Source organism: Ensifer adhaerens (genome assembly GCF_001270265.1).
Lineage (GTDB): Bacteria > Pseudomonadota > Alphaproteobacteria > Rhizobiales > Rhizobiaceae > Ensifer > Ensifer adhaerens_B.
This window is the reverse complement of sequence record NZ_LGAP01000002.1, coordinates 726,996-744,573: the sequence shown is the minus strand read 5'-3', so window position 1 is coordinate 744,573 and position 17,578 is coordinate 726,996. Positions and strand designations below refer to the sequence as shown.

21 protein-coding genes and 1 riboswitch are annotated in these 17,578 nt (G+C 63.2%); of the genes, 11 read left to right on the top strand and 10 right to left on the bottom strand.

Translation table 11 applies throughout. The features are described 5' to 3' along the window. Positions 1–207: 207 nt before the first annotated feature. Positions 208–1,497: a mechanosensitive ion channel family protein gene (locus AC244_RS08410; RefSeq protein ID WP_053248298.1), complete on the bottom strand. Its 1,290-nt coding sequence runs from the start codon at positions 1,495–1,497 to the stop codon at positions 208–210. 354 nt (positions 1,498–1,851) lie between these two features. Beyond that, positions 1,852–2,310, bottom strand: a complete 459-nt coding sequence (locus tag AC244_RS08405; protein WP_053248297.1) for an Lrp/AsnC family transcriptional regulator — start codon at positions 2,308–2,310, stop codon at positions 1,852–1,854. Positions 2,311–2,436: 126 nt separating this feature from the next. Here AC244_RS08405 and AC244_RS08400 point away from each other — a divergent pair, with 126 nt between their 5' ends. Then, positions 2,437–3,720, top strand: coding sequence for a cystathionine gamma-synthase family protein (locus AC244_RS08400; RefSeq protein WP_053248296.1), 1,284 nt, complete (start codon positions 2,437–2,439; stop codon positions 3,718–3,720). A 42-nt stretch (positions 3,721–3,762) separates the two neighbouring features. On the opposite strand, the gene AC244_RS08395 is transcribed toward AC244_RS08400, so the two are convergent. From AC244_RS08395 to AC244_RS08390, 3 genes are all read right to left on the bottom strand, one after another. Beyond that, positions 3,763–4,113, bottom strand: coding sequence for a VOC family protein (locus AC244_RS08395; protein WP_053248295.1), 351 nt, complete (start codon positions 4,111–4,113; stop codon positions 3,763–3,765). A 221-nt stretch (positions 4,114–4,334) separates the two neighbouring features. Then, positions 4,335–4,478, bottom strand: coding sequence for a hypothetical protein (locus AC244_RS37110; RefSeq protein ID WP_161807849.1), 144 nt, complete (start codon positions 4,476–4,478; stop codon positions 4,335–4,337). A 35-nt stretch (positions 4,479–4,513) separates the two neighbouring features. After that, the gene (locus tag AC244_RS08390; protein WP_053248294.1) at positions 4,514–5,095 is read right to left on the bottom strand and encodes a TetR/AcrR family transcriptional regulator; all 582 of its coding nucleotides are present in this window, start codon (positions 5,093–5,095) and stop codon (positions 4,514–4,516) included. Positions 5,096–5,190: 95 nt separating this feature from the next. Here AC244_RS08390 and AC244_RS08385 point away from each other — a divergent pair, with 95 nt between their 5' ends. The 4 genes from AC244_RS08385 to AC244_RS08370 all read left to right on the top strand — a co-directional run bounded on the left by AC244_RS08385 (position 5,191) and on the right by AC244_RS08370 (position 7,904). Continuing rightward, positions 5,191–5,994 carry a crotonase/enoyl-CoA hydratase family protein gene (locus AC244_RS08385; RefSeq protein WP_053248293.1) on the top strand — a complete coding sequence of 268 codons (804 nt, stop codon included), beginning with the start codon at positions 5,191–5,193 and terminating at the stop codon, positions 5,992–5,994. 59 nt (positions 5,995–6,053) lie between these two features. Then, positions 6,054–6,440 (top strand): ArsR/SmtB family transcription factor, encoded by a 387-nt coding sequence (locus tag AC244_RS08380; RefSeq protein WP_053248292.1) that lies wholly within the window; start codon positions 6,054–6,056, stop codon positions 6,438–6,440. Then, on the top strand, positions 6,437–6,997 hold the full coding sequence (locus tag AC244_RS08375; protein ID WP_053248291.1) for an SRPBCC family protein: 561 nt from the start codon (positions 6,437–6,439) through the stop codon (positions 6,995–6,997). Before AC244_RS08380 ends, AC244_RS08375 begins: the two co-directional genes overlap by 4 nt. Positions 6,998–7,106: 109 nt before the next feature. Next, the gene (locus AC244_RS08370) at positions 7,107–7,904 is read left to right on the top strand and encodes an SDR family NAD(P)-dependent oxidoreductase (protein WP_053248290.1); all 798 of its coding nucleotides are present in this window, start codon (positions 7,107–7,109) and stop codon (positions 7,902–7,904) included. Positions 7,905–7,950: 46 nt separating this feature from the next. Here AC244_RS08370 and AC244_RS08365 read toward each other — a convergent pair whose 3' ends face one another. Together AC244_RS08365 and AC244_RS08360 are read right to left on the bottom strand one after the other, a co-directional pair. Further along, positions 7,951–8,430 (bottom strand): DUF1772 domain-containing protein, encoded by a 480-nt coding sequence (locus tag AC244_RS08365; RefSeq protein WP_053248289.1) that lies wholly within the window; start codon positions 8,428–8,430, stop codon positions 7,951–7,953. Further along, positions 8,427–9,257 carry an NAD(P)H-binding protein gene (locus tag AC244_RS08360; RefSeq protein WP_053248443.1) on the bottom strand — a complete coding sequence of 277 codons (831 nt, stop codon included), beginning with the start codon at positions 9,255–9,257 and terminating at the stop codon, positions 8,427–8,429. Before AC244_RS08360 ends, AC244_RS08365 begins: the two co-directional genes overlap by 4 nt. Before the next feature lie 103 nt (positions 9,258–9,360). Between AC244_RS08360 and AC244_RS08355 the strand changes: the two genes are divergently transcribed. The 3 genes from AC244_RS08355 to AC244_RS08345 all read left to right on the top strand — a co-directional run bounded on the left by AC244_RS08355 (position 9,361) and on the right by AC244_RS08345 (position 11,562). Next, a complete protein-coding gene (locus AC244_RS08355) occupies positions 9,361–10,053 on the top strand; it encodes a TetR/AcrR family transcriptional regulator (RefSeq protein ID WP_053248288.1) in 693 nt (230 codons plus the stop codon). After that, positions 10,052–10,321: riboswitch (cobalamin riboswitch) on the top strand. Its footprint overlaps the gene before it by 2 nt. Before the next feature lie 42 nt (positions 10,322–10,363). Continuing rightward, entirely contained in the window at positions 10,364–10,540 is a 177-nt protein-coding gene (locus AC244_RS08350) for a CbtB domain-containing protein (RefSeq protein WP_053248287.1), read from the top strand. Positions 10,541–10,764: 224 nt separating this feature from the next. After that, positions 10,765–11,562, top strand: coding sequence for a CbtA family protein (locus tag AC244_RS08345; RefSeq protein WP_053248286.1), 798 nt, complete (start codon positions 10,765–10,767; stop codon positions 11,560–11,562). Between the two features lie 95 nt (positions 11,563–11,657). Here the strand turns inward: AC244_RS08345 and AC244_RS08340 are convergent, their stop codons facing one another. Further along, positions 11,658–12,530, bottom strand: a complete 873-nt coding sequence (locus AC244_RS08340; protein ID WP_082366771.1) for a (2Fe-2S)-binding protein — start codon at positions 12,528–12,530, stop codon at positions 11,658–11,660. Next, a complete protein-coding gene (locus AC244_RS08335; protein ID WP_053248285.1) occupies positions 12,527–13,837 on the bottom strand; it encodes a glucoamylase family protein in 1,311 nt (436 codons plus the stop codon). The genes AC244_RS08340 and AC244_RS08335 overlap by 4 nt, the downstream gene beginning before the upstream one ends. Positions 13,838–13,997: 160 nt before the next feature. Between AC244_RS08335 and AC244_RS08330 the strand changes: the two genes are divergently transcribed. The 3 genes from AC244_RS08330 to AC244_RS08320 all read left to right on the top strand — a co-directional run bounded on the left by AC244_RS08330 (position 13,998) and on the right by AC244_RS08320 (position 16,204). Continuing rightward, positions 13,998–14,792, top strand: coding sequence for a DUF1194 domain-containing protein (locus tag AC244_RS08330; RefSeq protein WP_053248284.1), 795 nt, complete (start codon positions 13,998–14,000; stop codon positions 14,790–14,792). Between the two features lie 120 nt (positions 14,793–14,912). Then, a complete protein-coding gene (locus AC244_RS08325) occupies positions 14,913–15,623 on the top strand; it encodes a GntR family transcriptional regulator (protein WP_053248283.1) in 711 nt (236 codons plus the stop codon). A 341-nt stretch (positions 15,624–15,964) separates the two neighbouring features. Next, on the top strand, positions 15,965–16,204 hold the full coding sequence (locus AC244_RS08320; protein WP_053248441.1) for a DUF982 domain-containing protein: 240 nt from the start codon (positions 15,965–15,967) through the stop codon (positions 16,202–16,204). Positions 16,205–16,373: 169 nt separating this feature from the next. Here AC244_RS08320 and AC244_RS08315 read toward each other — a convergent pair whose 3' ends face one another. After that, positions 16,374–17,396: a glycoside hydrolase family 26 protein gene (locus AC244_RS08315; protein WP_161807848.1), complete on the bottom strand. Its 1,023-nt coding sequence runs from the start codon at positions 17,394–17,396 to the stop codon at positions 16,374–16,376. Positions 17,397–17,578: the final 182 nt, after the last annotated feature.

Here is a 17,578-nt window from a genome sequence, read left to right as displayed (position 1 = left end):
CGAGATCGGCTCCTACCCACACGCGGACATTGCGGGCCGGCCCTGTCACGCCCACCTGGAATGCGGGGCGTCTCCCAGTCGAGGGCGACCGACGCGCGGGCCGCCACGTCGCCTCCCATAGTTGTCCCGTCACTTGTTGCAAGCCGAAGACGTGCAGCGCCGGGCGGTTCATCGTCCTCCATACCACCCGCCTAGCTGCGTTCCGCTTCACGCGCGGGTCACCTCGACAGGTGTCTTCATGATGATTTCACGGTGCGGGAACGGGATCGAAATGCCAGCCGCCTTGAACGCATCCCATAGGGCCATGAGCACTTGACCGCGAATATTCGTCAGCCCGTTGCTCGGATCGGAAATCCAGAACCTCAATTTGAAATCGAGCGATGATGCACCGAAACCGGTCATCCAGCAGACCGGCCGGGCATAGGTGCTGGCAACCCGCGGTATAGATGCGGCGGTCTCGATGGCGATGCGCGCGACCTCGTGCGGATCGCTGTCATAGGACGTTCCGAAGTTGATCTCGATGCGAACATAGTCGCTGGAAAACGACCAGTTCACGACCTGTTGCGAAATGAAGTCCTCGTTTGGGATGAGGTACTCCTTGCCGTCTCTCGTGATCACCGAGACGAACCGGGAACGCAGGTCGCGGACCGAGCCGAAGGTATCGCCGAGCGTAATCGTGTCGCCCGGTTTGATGGATTTGTCGAGCAGGATGATGATCCCCGAGATGAAATTGGAGACCACCTTCTGCAGGCCAAAGCCGATACCGACGCCGACGGCACCCGAAAAAATCGTCAATGCGGTCAAGTCGACGCCGGTCGCGTTCAGGGCGATAACGCCCGCGAAGCCGATCAGTCCGATCTTGACCAATTTGCTGATGAGAACCTTGAAGGACGGCGTGAGATCCGCGGATCTCTGTATCCAATGCGCCGAGACGTTGCCGACCAGAACGGCCAGCCAGATCAGCGCAAAGGAAAGGATGATGGCCTTCAAGACAAGCAACAGCGAAAGGCGAACCGCGCCGAGATTAAACGCTACACCATCAAGCGTCGTCAGGATCACACGATCCAGCCCAACCGCATAGGCAGCAAAGTAGGTCCAACCAGTGACGGCAACAACACGCGCCAGCGTCTGATTTCTGATGATGCGCGTGAGGACCGAGATGACGAACCACGCCGCTGCAAGCGTAAGCGCGGTGGCCACCAGCCATCGGTACGAAGGCCACCCAAAGCGCAACAGCATCGCATCGGCGATCCATAGCCATACAATCAGGAACAGCCACCGCAGCCGCCGCATGAAAGCGATGATGACGCGTAGCAGGTCCGGATTGCCCTTGATCGTGCGTGCGCGGGCTTCGACTACCGGCTCTATCCGTCTTGCCAGAAGGCCGCAAAGCACGTAGCCGGCGACAATCAGGGCAAGTTGAAAGAACGTCCACTCGTTGAGAAGGACGGTCCGCATCCAGGAACCGACGGCGTCGAACGCTTCTACGAAATCCATCGCCTTTCTCCGCGAGCGCCACGCGTCCATCTGAGCGCACGAGAGCGGGATGCGGAAACGTGGGTTTCCGCCCGCATCCCGCCTTGACGCATTAGAATCGATCACGTTTATAATCTTGGTCGATCGACCGAGAATCATTGTGATTAGGGACGCTCTCTTTGAATCTAGAGCATCCTTTGCACTTTCAAAGCCGCCGCCCGAAACCCTGATGCCGTAGCGTCGGAATCCATTGATTTCAGGCGTCGCGCGAGACGGATTTCATCTCCCCAAAAGCGGATCATGACAGAAAATACGAAATGCCTTCAAAGCTTTAGGACACCGGCAAAGGCGACCTCCGCCATATAGATCAGTCCGCTAGATCCGCCGCTCCTTGATCGTGTTCATGACGAAGCTCGTCTCGATCGAGGCCACGCATTTGAGCCGGGCGATCTTCTCCTTGATGAAACGCTCGTATTGCTCGAGCCCGGCACTCATCACCTTCAGCACGTAATCGCGCGAGCCGGTGACGAGGTGGCATTCGAGCACTTCGTCCCAGCCGCGGATCGCCTGCTCGAACATGACGATCTCGTCCTCGTGCTGGCGACTGAGCCGGACGGTCGCGATCGCCGTCATCGTCCAGCCCTCCACCGCCGGGTCGATCAGCGCGGTATAGCCGCGGATGACGCCGGTTTCCTCCAGCCGCCGCAGCCGCCGCAGGCAGGGCGAAGCCGACAGCCCGACGCGCTCTGCCAGGTCGTTGTTGGTGATGCGCGCGTCGGCCAGCAATTCCTTCAGAATTCGGCGGTCTGTTTCGTCGGCAATTTTCTGCGTCATATTTTCCTGATCCCGGCAATTCTTTGCGCAACTCAAGGGCATGTGATCGCAAATAGCAAGGATCGGTCCAAGCATCTGATATAATTTGCCTGTCAGCCGCACCCGTTTCGCTTCAGGAGAAAAGCCATGACCGCGCCGCACCCCTCCAAGACCCATATCGGAAACCACAAGCTGCATCCCGAAACCCTGATGCTGAACTATGGCTACGATCCAGAACTGTCGGAGGGGGCCGTCAAGCCGCCGGTATTCCTGACCTCCACCTTCGTATTTCGCTCGGCGGAAGAAGGCCGTGACTTCTTCGATTTCGTCTCCGGCCGCCGCGAGCCGCCGGCAGGTGTGGGCGCCGGCCTCGTCTATTCGCGCTTCAACCACCCGAACAGCGAGATCGTCGAGGATCGCCTCGCCGTCTATGAGCGCACGGAAAGCTGCGTGCTGTTTTCCTCCGGCATGTCGGCGATCGCAACGACGCTGCTCGCCTTCGTGAAGCCCGGCGACGCGGTGCTGCATAGCCAGCCGCTCTATGGCGGCACGGAGACGCTGCTGGCGAAAACCTTCCTCAATCTCGGCGTCTCGGCCGTCGGCTTTGCCGATGGCGTCAACGAGGCCGCGGTGACCGCTGCCGCCGAAGAGGCGATGGCCAAGGGCCGCGTCTCGGTGATCCTTATCGAAACGCCGGCCAATCCGACCAACAGCCTCGTCGACGTCGCCATGATCCGCCGCGTCGCCGACGCAATCGGCGCCAGGCAGGGGCATACGCCGGTGATCGCCTGCGACAACACCCTGCTCGGCCCGGTCTTCCAGCGACCGATCGAGCACGGCGCCGATATCTCGCTCTATTCGCTGACCAAATATGTCGGCGGCCACTCCGACCTGATCGCCGGCGCCGCACTCGGCTCGAAGGCGGTGATGAAGCAGGTGAAGGCGCTGCGCGGCGCCATCGGCACGCAGCTCGACCCGCATTCGTGCTGGATGCTCGGCCGTTCGCTCGAAACCCTATCGGTGCGTATGAACAAGGCCAACGACAATGCCCGCATCGTCGCCGAGTTCCTGCGCGACCATCCCAAGGTCGAGCGCATCCATTACCTGCCCTTCCACGACGAAGCCTCACCGCTCGGCAAGGCCTATGCGGCACAGTGCACCGGCGCCGGCTCGACCTTCTCGTTCGACATCACCGGCGGCCAGGAGGCGGCCTTCCGCTTCCTGAACGCGCTGCAGATCTTCAAGCTCGCCGTCAGCCTTGGCGGCACGGAATCGCTGGCTAGCCACCCGGCGGCGATGACCCATTCCGGCGTGCCGATTGATGTGCGCCGCCGCATCGGCGTTCTCGACACGACGATCCGGCTTTCGATCGGCATCGAACATCCGGACGATCTGGTCGCCGACCTCACCAACGCGCTGACGCTGGCCTAATACTAGAAGATTGGCCGCCGATCCCTTCGGCGGCCGGTCTTTTCAATGGGACAGGATATTGATCACATTGCCGAACGGGTCGCGCAGATAGAAACGCCGGACGCCCCAGGGCTCGTCGGTGATGTCATAGACGATCGTCACGCCCCTTGCCCGGGCTTGGGCATAGACCGCGTCGGCATCGTCCACCTCGATCGAAAGCACCGGCACCGGCGTGTCGGACCCGCCTTGGCTCGCCACGCTGACCTGCGGCATCGCCGCCTGCCCCTCCGCCGCAAACGTCAGGATCCAGCCGTGATCCATCACCACCTGGAGCCCGAGCAGATCGGCGTAAAAGGCGTGCGCGGCTCGCGGATCTGGCGCGTATAGATTGGACACGATGCGTTTGACTGCCATGTCGTCCTCCCGGTTTTCTTGGGATGCAATCTGTATCGCGGCACCGATTTTGCCAAGAGTGCTGGCGCCTATGCAGACCGGGGCGGCCCGGTCCGGATCGCCGTTTCAACGAGGTACTGAAGCCTGCGATTTCCGGCCACCGCTGCTGCTGGCGCGAAGTCTCCGGAAAAGCCGTGACGTCCTCCCCCGTAGCAAGCGGGCCAAACAGACAGACGAGCCGGTCAGTTGCAGTTGGGTCCGGTCGACGAGACTGCGGCCGTCGCGATCGCCCCGACCGAGATGACGTCATCGACGTCGCCCTGCGGAAGCTCGGTCGCGTAGGAGCAGCGCTCCAGCCTATGGCCGGCATGGTCCTGCATCACCACCGAGTGACGGCAGTCCTGACAGCAGAAATCCGCGGTCAGCGGGCAACCGCCGCCACACGAACCAGCGTCGCTGCCGCCTTGCCCGCGCTCTCCATGTAGCTTGCATCCCGGTGCAGAAGGACGACCGCAAAACTGCCGTCGAGCAGCAGCAGCATCTGGCGCGCCAGTTCGCCTGCATCATCGATGCCTGCCTCGGAGAACACCTGCATCAACCAGGCTTCGAATTTCTTCTTGTGCGCAGCCCCGATGCGGATCGCCGGATGGCCGGGCATGTTGGCAAGCTCGGCCGAGGTGCGCAGGAAACCACAGCCCTTCCACTTGGGATGCCGGGCAGCGCGGGCGAGATTGACGAAGATCGCCTCGACCTTCGCGGCAAGATCGCCGTCTGCCGCATCGAACCATTTGCGAAAGAGCGTCAGGTTCGGCTGGTCACGACCTTCAAGATAGGCGGCGATCAGCTCGTCCTTGCTTTCGAAGTGATAGTAGAGCGTGCGCTTCGTCACGCCGGCAGCTTCCGCCACCGCATCGACGCTGACGGCGCGAATGCCCTCGGCATAGAAGAGTTTCGAAGCGGCATCGATAATGCCTTCCCGGGTGGTGCGCTCAGGTTTCGCCATCTCTATGTATACCGCCTAGTGAATATACATCGAACCTTCTCTCACCTAGCCTCGCCCCGTCAATGCCTCGCTCGAAGTGACGAAGGGAGACCACCATGTCCGACACCGTATTGCTGCAGATTTCCGATGGCATCGCGCTTCTGACGCTGAACCGGCCGGCCAGGCTCAATGCGCTCAGCTACGAACTGATCGATTGGTTCTTAAGCCTGCTCGACATGCTCGAGGTGAACGACAATGTCGGCGCCGTGATCATCACCGGAGCCGGCGAACGGGCTTTTTCCGCCGGCGGCGACATCCACGAGTTTTCCGGGAGCGTTGCCAAGGGCGCAAACACCGCCGTGCGCGATTTTGTCCGCCGCGGCCAGCGCCTGACCGCAAGGCTGGAGGCGTTTCCAAAGCCTGTGATCGCCGCCGTCAATGGTCTCGCCTATGGCGGTGGCTGCGAAATCACCGAGGCCATGCATCTTGCCGTGGCCAGCGATCGCGCCCGCTTTGCCAAACCCGAAATCAAGCTCGGCATGCCGCCGACCTTTGGCGGCACGCAGCGCCTGCCCCGGCTCGCCGGCCGCAAACGCGCGCTGGAACTGCTTCTGACCGGCGACGACTTTTCGGCCGAACACGCGCTCCAGCTGGGACTGGTCAACAGCGTCGTTGCCCATGAAGAACTCATGCCCGCCGCCCGCGCGCTTGCCAAACGCATCCTGCGCCATTCGCCGCTTGCGACGCAGACCATCATCACCGCCGTCACCCGCGGCCTCAACATGTCGATCGCCGAGGGGCTTCTGCTGGAAGGCGAACAATTCGCCCGCATGGTGCCGACCCCGGACTTGGCTGAAGCGCTGGAAGCCTGGAAGGAGCGGCACCGGACAGAACAGGCGGTTAAGGCCGTCACCGGTTGACGCCAGAACATTCAACCGATCGGTTGACAATAGCGGCGCCATAGGCGATATTCAACGACATGGTTGAATATATGAACGATCGGCTCGACGCCGTATTCCATGCGCTGTCCGACCCGACGCGGCGGGCGATGCTGCAGGATCTGTCAGGGGGTGAGCGACTGGTGGGCGAGCTTGCCGCCCCCTTCTCCATTTCGCTTGCCGCCGCATCGAAACACATCAAGGTGCTCGAAGGTGCCGGCCTCGTGCGGCGCGAGGTGCGCGGCCGGGCGCATGTCTGCCGGCTCGACGCCGAACCGATGCATGCCGGCATGGAATGGATGCGCCACTACGAGGCCTTCTGGCGTCAGCGCATCGACGTGCTGGAGGCGCTGCTTCTGGCCGAAGACGCCGCCAAGGGCGCTGAGGAGCGGACCACGACGCGGCCGGAAACGGAGAAGAAGCGATGACTGCGTCAACCGGCACCGACGACGGATATGCCCGGATCGTCGCGCCGGATGCGGCACGCATCGAGCGGTTGCTGCCGGGACCGATCGAGCGCATCTGGGCCTATCTGACCGAGGAGGACAAGCGCCGCCTGTGGATGGCCTCGGGAACCATTGGCGCTGTGGCCGAAGCGGCGGTCGAACACATCTTCCGCCATGAGGAACTCGGCACGGATGGCGGCCAACCGCCAGCCAAATATGCGGCCCTTGCCGGCGTAAGCCGCATCCATGGCCGCATCATCGCCTGCGAGCCGCCGCATCTGCTGGCCTATAGCTGGGGCGAAGGCACGCCGACGCCATCGCAGGTGCGTTTCGATCTGGAAGCAAGAGGCGCCAAGGTGCTGCTGGTGGTCACCCATTCGCGCATCGCGAAAGAGGAGATGATGGCAAGCGTGGCGGCCGGCTGGCACACCCATCTCGACATTCTCGCCGACGTGGTTTCCGGCCGCACATCGCACGGATTCTGGAACAAGCACACCCGGCTCGAGCAGGAATATGCGCAGCGGATATCGCTGCGCTAGCACACCTTAACGCATCAGACTTGCTGCATGATTTTCTCCTTGGGATCGGTGCGATCCAGGGCCTCATGCCGCATGCCCATTCACCCGGAGAGGAAAAAGGGAGGCTGCAATGTTGCTTCACAGTAAGGTGGCGATTGTCTATGGCGGCAGCGGCGCGATCGGCGGTGCTGCGGCGCGTGCCTTTGCCCGCGAAGGCGCGAGCGTCTTCCTGGTCGGGCGCACGGCCGAAACCTTGAGCCGCACGGCCGAGACAATTCGGGCAGCGGGTGGAAAGGCGGAGTTCGACGTCGTCGATGTCCTGGATCAGGCCGCCGTCGAGCGGCATGCGCAATCGGTCGTGGAGCGCGCCGACCGGATCGACGTGGTCCTGACTGCCGTCGGCTTTGCCCATATTCAGGGCCCGCCGCTTTCGGAGCTGACGCTGGAACAGTTCGAGCGCCCGATCGCAACCTATACCCGCGCCAACTTCATCACCGCAAAGGCGGCCGCGACACACATGGAAAGAAACGGCAGCGGCGTCATCCTGACGCTTTCGACGCCGGGCGCGCACATGTCCGGCTCGGGCTTCCTCGGCTATGGCACCACCTGCGGCGCCATCGAGACCTTCTCGCGCATTCTCGCTGGCGAGCTCGGCAGCCATGGCATCCGCGTCATCTGCCTGCGCCCGGATGCCATTCCCGAGGCACTGCCGGTTTCGCATGCGCGCGCCGTCTTTCAAGGCTTTGCCGACCGCTTCGATACCACCGTTGAGGAGATGCTCGACGGCCGGGCGAAAACCGGCACATTGCTCGGGCGCTTCCCAAGACTCGAGGAGGTCGCCGACTATGCCGCCTTCGTCGCCTCGGATCGGGCGAGCGCCATGACGGGCGCGATCGCCAATCTCACCTGCGGTTCGCTGGTCGACTGATGGAGATAGCCGGCGGATCATAAGAAAATCCGCCGGCCGGCAGTTTTCAGCTGCGCGCAAAACCCAGAATGAACAAGGCCAGCGCCCCGATCGAAGACACCGTGCGTACATGGTTCCACCAGACCCAGTCGGTCAGGTAGCGCTGCTGCCAGATTTCGGTGGCGGCCTGCCCGGGCGTGGCCGCCGCCAGCGCATCGTTCATCGGTACGTTGAAGACGATGGTGACGATCAGCACGCCGACGACGTAAACGATGCCGCCGGCTGCCAGCAGCACACTGCCATTACCGCCCCAGATGAAGGCCGCAATCACCAGAGCGAGCCCCAGAAGCGCCGTGCCCATGAAGGCGCTGAGGAACAGCGGATTCTGGATCACCACATTGATGGTGTTCATTGCCGCGATCCCCTGCTCTGCCGGCAGCCGCGACAAGGCCTGCATGATGCAGACCGAGAAGATGAAGAACAGTCCAGCCATCAGGCCGGAACCGATCGCGGCGGAAAACGCCAGAGCGGGGATCAGCGGGATCATGCGGCAATACTCCAGACACCTGTTGCAGCGGTCTCCCGGGCGTAGTCGGCGAAATCGCGCGGCCTGCGCCCAAGCACACGCTCGACATCGGACGTCAGTTGAGAATTGCGTCCGTCGAGCACCGACGTGAAGAGATAGCGGATGAGTTCGACGTAGTCATCAGGCAAACCGTCGGCCTGCAACTGCGCGGCGAAATCGGCAACCGGCACGGACTGGTAAGCGATCCGGCGGTTGGCAGCCGCGGCGATCTCGGCCACCGCCTCAGCAAACGTCATCAATCGCGGGCCGGTCAGCTCGTAGATATTGCCGACATGCCCCTCGTCCAACAGCGCGGCAACCGCGACGTCGGCAATGTCGTCGCTGCCGATGAAAGGCTCGGTGATCTCATCCGGCGGCAGGAAGACCGAGCCGCTGGAAACGGCACCGGCCAGAAAATCTTCGCTGAAATTCTCGAAGAACCAGCTGGCCCGGATGATCGTCCAGTCGGCGCCGGAGGCCTGCAGTTCGCGCTCGGCCGCTTCCGCCTCGTCCTCGCCGCGCCCCGACAGAAGCACCAGCCGCTTGATGCCCGAGCGAACGGCAAGGCCCGAGAATTTGCGGATGGTCTCGACGGCGCCCGGCACCGCCAGATCCGGCTGGTAGCTGACATAGATGCGCTCGACGTTCTCAAGGACTGCCGGCCAGGTCGCCTCGTCGGTCCAGTCGAAGGAAGGCGACGCCGAACGGGCGCCGATGCGCACCGAAATGCCACGCTCCTGAAGGCGGGCAGCGACCCGCCGCCCCGTCTTGCCGGTACCGCCCAAAACCAGTGTGAGTTTGTCCGTCATCGCTTCCTCCTGAGGTTCATTCACAAACATGAGTATCTCTCACATTTGCAAATGTGATAAATCCTCGTATTTTAGGAGTCAAGTCAAAATGTGAGCATCACTCATGATTCCAGAAATAGGCCCTACCGCGGTTCCCGCCGACGACGAGACCGCGCTGCGCCGAACGCCGAGCCAGAAACGCAGCCGCGAGCGCGTCGAGCAAATCCTTGCCTGCGCTACGGCGATCATCCAGGAGAAGGGCAGCGACGCCATGCGCATGAGCGAAGTCGCTGAAAAGGCTGGAATTTCGATCGGCTCGCTCTACCAGTATTTCCCCGACAAGGCGGCGATCGTGCGCACGCTGGCCGAGCGCTACAATGCGGTCTGTCGCGAATGCATCGAGGCCGAGCTTGCCAAGGTCACGTCGATCGCGGAACTGCGTGACGCCTTCTCCGTGCTGTTCGACATCTATTACGATATGTTCTTGGCCGAGCCTGTGATGCGCGACATCTGGTCGGCGATGCAGGCCGACAAGGCGCTGCGCGAGATCGACCTTTTGCAAAGCCGCGCCGGCGGCCAGCTTCTTGCCGACGTCTGGGCGCGGTTTGCGCCCGACACGCCGCGCGAGACGATCGACAGCGCCGCTTTTTTGATCATGCATCTCGGCGATTGCACGATGCGGCTTGCGGTCTCCGTCGACCGGGCAGAGGGCGACCAGATCGTCGAAGCCTATAAACGCATGATCCTTCGGGATTTTGTCGCGGATGGGCCGGGCGGCGGCGCAAGTCTAATTGACATCTCCGGGGTGCGATCCTAATCATCGTGGATCGATTGGTTCTCGCAACGCGAACGCGTTTCGGGAGTAAACGGGAACGTGACGGATGGACCCATGCTGGGCATTCAAATCACGGCCGACCCCGCGACTGTAGAGCGACGTGAATGCGCCGTTCCGGAGCGATCCGGAAGAAGCCACTGGAGACGAGACCGCGAGAGGGCGGCCCCTGATCTGGGAAGGCGAGGCAAATCCAGGGTGATCTCACCCGACGTCCTGAGCCAGGAAACCTGCCAGTCGATACGGGCATAGGGCCCAAACCGGGAAATATCCCGACGCCATCACGGAGGTTGTCATGGCTACATCTACAGTTTCGAGCATTCCGCTCTCCCTCAGCGACCGTCTGACCGCAGGTATCGTCGCGCTCCTCATCGGCGGCTTCCTCGTCTTCGGCGCAGGCCTGGCGAATTCGGCCGTGCTGCACGACACCGCGCACGACACCCGCCACTCCTATGGCTTCCCCTGCCACTAAGCGATGCTGAGGGACGCGACATGCGTTCCGCATCGACATAGCTGCGGACAAAAACGCTTCCGGCTGCTGCATCATTCCTTCAATCGGAATCGCAGCGCTGGACGCGTTTATTTGCGTCTGATGCAGATTGAAGATCTGCCGGGCGGAGCCGTTCGCATATTTGCCAATGGGACACGGCGCTGCCTGCCAAATGCATGGCGCGCCGATATCGAGGGATATCGAAAATGATTGTCAGAACGCTTCTGGCCGCGATCGTGGCTGGATTGATTGCCGGTGTCTTCATGACCGGCGCCCAGGAACTGCGTGTCGTACCGCTCATCCTGCACGCGGAAGAATTCGAAGGCGAGGCCCCGGCCGCCGGTGAGCAGCCCGCCGCCGTACAGCCTGGAACGGCCGATCCGGCCGCGGCAAACCACGACCAGCATTCGTCGCTGAAGGCGGTTTCGCCGATTGACGCGCTGCTCGACGCACTGTCGCCGATCACGCCCGCCTACGCCCATGAGGGCGAACACGAGGAAGGCGGCATCATGTTCGGCATGAGCCGCTTCTCCGGCACGCTGATCGCCAATCTGGTGACCGGCTCCGGCTTCGCGCTGCTGCTCGCCGGCGTCAGCCTCGTCATCGGTTATCCGATCACGCTTAGGAACGGCGCACTCTGGGGCGCCTGCGGCTGGCTAGCCGTACACATGCTGCCGGCCATCGGCCTGCCGCCGGAACTGCCGGGCTTCCCGGCCGCCGAACTCGGCGACCGCCAGGTCTGGTGGCTGGCGACTGTCGCCCTCTCGGCCGCCGGCCTCTATCTCCTGGTCCTGCGGGAAGAGATCGCCGCCAAAATCATCGGCCTCGTGCTGATCGCGGCACCCCATGTCTATGGCGCGCCGCAGCCATCCGACATCTCCAGCAATGTTCCGGCCGTGCTCGGCGCCGAATTCGCGGTGGCGGCCCTTGCCACCACGCTTGCCTTCTGGATCGTTCTCGGCGTCGTGTCGGGCTTCATCAACGATCGTTTCGCCAAGGCGTAACGAATGGGCCCTGCCGGCCGAAGGCTGTCAGGACCTAGCGACGAGTACCGGGCCCCTGATATCATCGATATCAGGGGCTTTGTCGTTACGATGCCTCAGCGCGCCTGCGATGCCAGCAGATGCGCCCGCAACCGCTCGCGGCGGTCGTCCGGCGCCAGCAGCACGCAGCTGTCGCAGAAGCTGCCGCCTTGGGTTCGATAATAGAGACAGCAGCCGCCGCGCAGGCGATAGACGCGCGACAGCGCATCATGGCCGGCACCCTCGCCGATCTCGACCGCGATATCCTCGTAACAGAGCTTGTCGGAAAACAGCGGCGTGCCCGCGCGCTTGACGATTGCCAGCGCCCTGGACATCGCCGTCGCCTCGTCGCCGAGTGCGCGGCCGATCTCCAGGAAGCCGCCGGCAAGCGAATCCGCTGCAAGCCGCCATTGCGCGCCCGAGGACAGGCCCGTGCGACGCTTCAGCGTGGCGATGATCGGCGCCAGATGCGCAGCAAAGGTTTCACCGAAGACGTCCGTATTCGCTAGGGCATTCTTCCCGGCTGCGGGTAAGGCAAGGCTGAAATGAAAGCGCTTGGCCGTCACCAGTCGTTCGCTATAGGACCGCGAAAACGCTTCGAAGCGAAAGCCCTGAACCGCGACCACGATGCCCGCACCGAGATAGAGGCTGCCAAGCGCCAGGGCGAGCTGGTTGCTGTAAAAGGCGATCAGATGGGCGGCGCGGATCTTGTCGTCCATGCCCTCGGCAAAGCGATCCTGATAGGCAAGGCCGGCTTCGAACCCGACGCCCTCCTCCGACCAGAACCGCGCCTCGGAAAGAAAGTCGTCGCCGGCGGCCTCGAGCGAAAAGCCGACTTCGGGAAAGGACGGCTGCAGGCGCGCGATGGCGCCAACGGCGCTTCGGCGCAGCACTTCGCCCGCCTCGCCCTCCGCCGGGCGCTCTTCCTGCCGCTCGTGGCTGAAGCTCATGCCGTCTCCATGGTCGCAAGCCAACCGCCGCGAAAATCCGCCCGCTGCAATCCACGTCGAAAGGCCGGAATGCCGCGCGTCAATTCCCAGACGAAACCGTTTCTGGCATTCTCGATCATCATCACGACGAGCCCCTGGTCAAGCCCGACGACGCGGTCGTCGACCCAGCCCTCCGGACCTGCGCCGGGCAGGCTCGGGTTGAACCCGCCGGGAAGCCGGCCCTCGCACAGGAGGTCGGGATAACGGCTCTCCAGCGCGACCAGCGCCGACCGCGACGCATCGGCGACGAAAGGCAGGCAGGCGATCGGCGCCCACGGCACCAGCGTGCCATCGTCAGGACCACCGGGAGCCCCACGTGCCGCATGGCCGAGCATCCGCTGCCGTCGCCCATTGACAAGCCGCTGCTGCCCCGTCGGTCCATGACAGGCGCTGAGGCCCCACATATCGCTGCCGTAGCCGGAGAAACCACCGGGATTGCGCTCTGCATACTGGCGCTGCAGCGCGATCGCCCGGCCGGTATTGTCGAAATAGTCCGTCGTCTTGTCGCGCATCGGTGCATCGCGGAGAGCGCGAAGGTCGATCCAGGCCTGTGGAAAGAGATGGATGAACAGCGGAGCGGCCCGCAGGTGCGGCACGTCATCGACCGTGGTCCAGTCATAGGCGGCGGTGAAGGCGCGGTAGTGCTCCGGGCCGATCGCGTGGTGCGGCGCGCCGAGCGCCAGCACATAGAGAAGCAGCGCCTCGCTATAGCCCTGCCAGCGATACTTCAGAAATCGCCCCGGCGGCCGCCAGCCCATCGTCAGCGTCTCGCCACGGGCAAGCGCCCAGCGCCAGTCCACTCGCGCATAGAGCGTCTCCGAAAGCGTGCGGATCTCCGTCTCCGTCGCGTCCTCGCCGGTGAAATAGGCCGCTGCGGTCAAAACGCCGGCAATCAGCAGCGCGGTATCGATGGTGGAGAGCTCGCTCTGCCACACCCGCTCGCCGGTCTTCATGTGGAGGAAATGATAGTAGAAGCCGCGATAGCCGGTGGCGAGCGCATCGCGCCCCTGCCAGCTTTGCGCCAGAAACCGCAACGTGGTCAGTACCCGGCCGGCCGCTTCGCCGCGCCCGATCCAGCCGCGCTCGACGCCGATCGGGTAGCAGGAAAGCCCGAAACCGGTGGCAGCGATGCTCGAAGGCGCGTCGGGAAGCGACGTATCGGCGACAAGCCCGGTGCCGGGGTCGCTATATCTAAGGAAATAGTCGAAGGCGGCGGACTGCAGTCTATCGACCTGAAAACATTCCGTATTCCGTGTCTGTTGAAGCATATCCTCGGCTCATGCGGGCTCGTAGGCACAGGATTGATCGGCTGTCACCTGTGTCGATATCACCTTTTATTGAAGCTCAGCTAACCCCAAACAGTCGCCGAAAGCCAATCCTGTGCTACAGTTCCCGAGATGACGCGGCTCGCAATGACGGGTTGAAGCTATGTTAAGCATGCTGGCGTTGATCCTTTCCCTGACTGGTGGCCCGACCCAAACGGCGGCCGCGCCTGTTGCTGTCGACGTCGAATTGGTACTGGCCGTCGACATGTCCGGCTCGATGGATCTGGACGAAGCCCGCGTCCAGCGCGCCGGCTATGTGCAGGCGCTGCGCCATGCGGACTTTCTCAACGCTGTCGCCAGCGGGCGCTACGGCCGCATCGCCATCGGCTATTACGAGTGGGCCGGCACCGTCAACGAATCCTCCGTCGTCGCCTGGCAGGTGATCGCAAATGCCGCCGATGCCGCGGCCTTTGCCGCGATGATCGAAGCGCGGCCGGTCGGCACAAGGCGCGGCACCTCGATTTCCAACGCGATCACCTACGGTACGGCGCTGATCGATTCCAACGCCTTTGCCGGCATGCGCCGCATCATCGACGTCTCCGGCGACGGGCCCAACAATATCGGTCCGCCGGTCATTCCCGCCCGCGACATAGCGATCGCGCGCGGCATCATCATCAACGGGCTGGCGATCCTGATCCGCCCCTCGGTCTCCACGGGGCCACTTGACCAGTATTATGCCGAGTGCGTCATCGGCGGCCCCGGCTCCTTCGTGCTGCCGGTGCACGAGCCCGAGGATTTCGCCATCGCCATCCGTCAGAAGCTGATCCTGGAGGTGAGCGGCCTGCCGCCACCGCCAAGCGTCCGCCTCGTCGATGCCCTGCCCGCGCCCGACTGCCTGATCGGCGAAAAGCTGCGGCCGGGCTTCCTCGACCGCATCTACCCCGAGCTCGACAAGTAGCCGGCGCGCACGAGGAGCGGCCGGCTGTGCGGCGGCAACGCTCTGCCATGCCAGATTGTCGTTTCCCTTCAACGCGCGCGACGATAAGATGCCGCATTCATTCGCGGATCGATTTCCTTCATGTCCCTGACCACCAATCCTGCGCCGGCCGACGCGTCCACCGACACCAGCACCCGGCAGATCCGCGACAAGCTGCGCGATGCGATCGTCGAACGGCGGCTTGCGCCGGGAACCAAGCTGTCGGAAAGCGATGTCGGCGATCTGTTCAACGTCAGCCGCACGCTGGTGCGCGCCGCCCTGCAGGCGCTCGCCTATGAGGGGCTGGTCAGTGTCGAGAAGAACCGAGGCGCCTTCGTCGCCCATCCCTCGCCGGATGAAGCCCGCCAGATCTTCGCCACCCGCCGGCTGATCGAGCCCGGGCTCCTGCGAACGGCCGCGGCCCGGATCGGCCCCGCCGAAATCGATGACCTGCGCCGCCTGCTGGCCACCGAACAGCGACTGACGGCGCAGCGCGGCCAATCGGCACGCCGCGCCGAGATCAAGGCTTCCGGCGATTTTCACCTGGCGCTCGCCGATCTCACCGGCAACGCCATCCTCAGGCGCTTCATGGATGAGCTGGTCGCCCGCTCCTCGCTCGTCATCGCGCTTTACGGACAATCGAGCGTGTCGAGCTGCGGCCATAACGAGCATGACGACATCATCACCGCGATCGAAGCCGGCGACATCGAGACCGCCTGCGCGCTGATGATCCGCCATATCGATCACATCGAGGCCGACCTCGACCTTAGGGTACGCAAGCCGACCGACCTCAGGGCCGCACTCCAGCTCTGATGCGTGTCGCCCGTGAGCGTGTCCCCGGTTTTCGGCCACGGCATAAGACCGAGAGCCGGAAGCAGGTTATGGGAATTCGTTCGCACGCAGCTTGCTGTCACCGCCGCATCGGCCCGTCCAATACCCAATAATCGCAAAATTTTCTGCAAAGATTGTCGCGGCGGAAATTCCGTCTGCGGCCGTTCGAAAAGCCCGCCATTCCAGGGTTTCCGCCCGGGCATCCCGTATCGATCGCATCGGGCCGCCATCGTCATGGTTAAAAAAGTGCATCCGCCAAGGGAACCATTCGCGATTCACCGCGTTGGCCTCGCGCTCAAAAGACTATGAATGAGGAATGCAAGATGAGCGAAAAAACCTTCGCAACGCCGATCCACCTGAAACTGTCGTCCAAGCGGCAGACCGTCGTCAGGACGGTCTGGGAGGCGCATGAACTGCTGCGGCAATGGCCGGGCAGACGTGGACGGGAATATCGCGCCGCCCTTCAGCGCTGCCTGGATGCGCTCGACGGGCTGACCAGCGTCAATAGGGCAAGTCGCTGCTTTGCCGCAGCCGCCCGCGAATCGGGCCTTCTGCTCGCCTGAGAAAAACTCCAGTTTCCGAAATTGACTCACCGGCTGAACGGCCGGAGCGTCCACCGCCCCTACAGCGCCGCGCGTCTTATCAGACGCACAAAGGTCGCTGTAGCACTTTGAATTGCTGCATGTTTTTATCCTTAAACCGGATACGATTTAAGGAAACATGCAGTAGGCGCTATTGCGTCGGCCGGCCGGTGAGGCCGGCCTTGTCGGAAACGAGCGCGGCGAGCGAGGCCTTGTCCAGCCGCCAATCCGGCGAGCCATAGCCGAGCGGCCACTTGTAGGGCTCCTTGTCGTTGAAGAACACCACGGCCGTCAGCAGCGGAAACCGATCACGATAGGTCTTTCGATCCAAGATTTCCGCATACCAGGCGCGCTTGTAGTCGGCTGAACCGGAAACGCCGAGTTCGGCAACCATCACGGGCTTTCCGAACCGCGCGACCCGCTGGTATTTTTCGCCAAGCGTTTCGCCAAAGCTGCGCTCGCGGCCCCAATAGTCCACATCCATCTTCTGCAGCCCCCAAACGGGAATGCCGATGGCGTCGACCACGTCGTCGCCGGGATAGTAGCCGGCAAGGTTGCGATGCCCCTTGGGCGACCAGACGAAGCGCACGTCGGGCGCAAGCTCCCGGCAGCTTTCGACGAAATAGCGAAACGCCTTCTTGTAGCCGCCCGTGTCGCGCCGCGCCCAGGGATAGCGACCATCCGGGTCTTCCATCTCGTGGCCCCAGCGCATGTAGACGGGGGCTGCGACCTCTCCGGCGCGCCGGCAGATATCGCGGATCTCGCGGTCGAAACGGCCGCGGCCGATATCGGCAAACAGCCGCTCGCCGCCCGCCCGCCAGTCGCTCGCATGGGTATAGGGCTCGACCGAGATCATCAGCGCCCGCCCTTGGCCCTCGGCAATGGCGATCTTGCGCTTCAGCATCGCCTTGTCGAGCGCCTGCCAATAGATGAAGACATGTTCGATCGTGAGCGCATCGCTGCTCGCCACCGCGTCATGCGGATCGTAGACGCCGATCGCAATCTCGCCGCGCGGCTTGCCTGCAGCCATCCCGGCCGCACCGATCGAGGCGGTCGTCAGCACGCGATCGACCGTGCCGCCGAGATCGGCAGCCGCCGCACGCGAGGCGCCCGCCACAGGCAAAAGCGCCATGAGGCCAGCCGCAAGCACCGATCTGAACATCGCAATCGACAAGAGCAGTCTCCGACGGAAGGTCTGGAGCATTTCCAGGAAAAAGCGTGAAGCGCCTTCGCCAAACAAATGCGTGGACATCAAGGAGCTAGATTGTTTCCGTAACTCAAATCCTGAAGCGGAAACGCTCTAACGATACCGTATCGAAGCGAAGCGTCTTGAGCGCTTCGCCCTATGGGAATGGC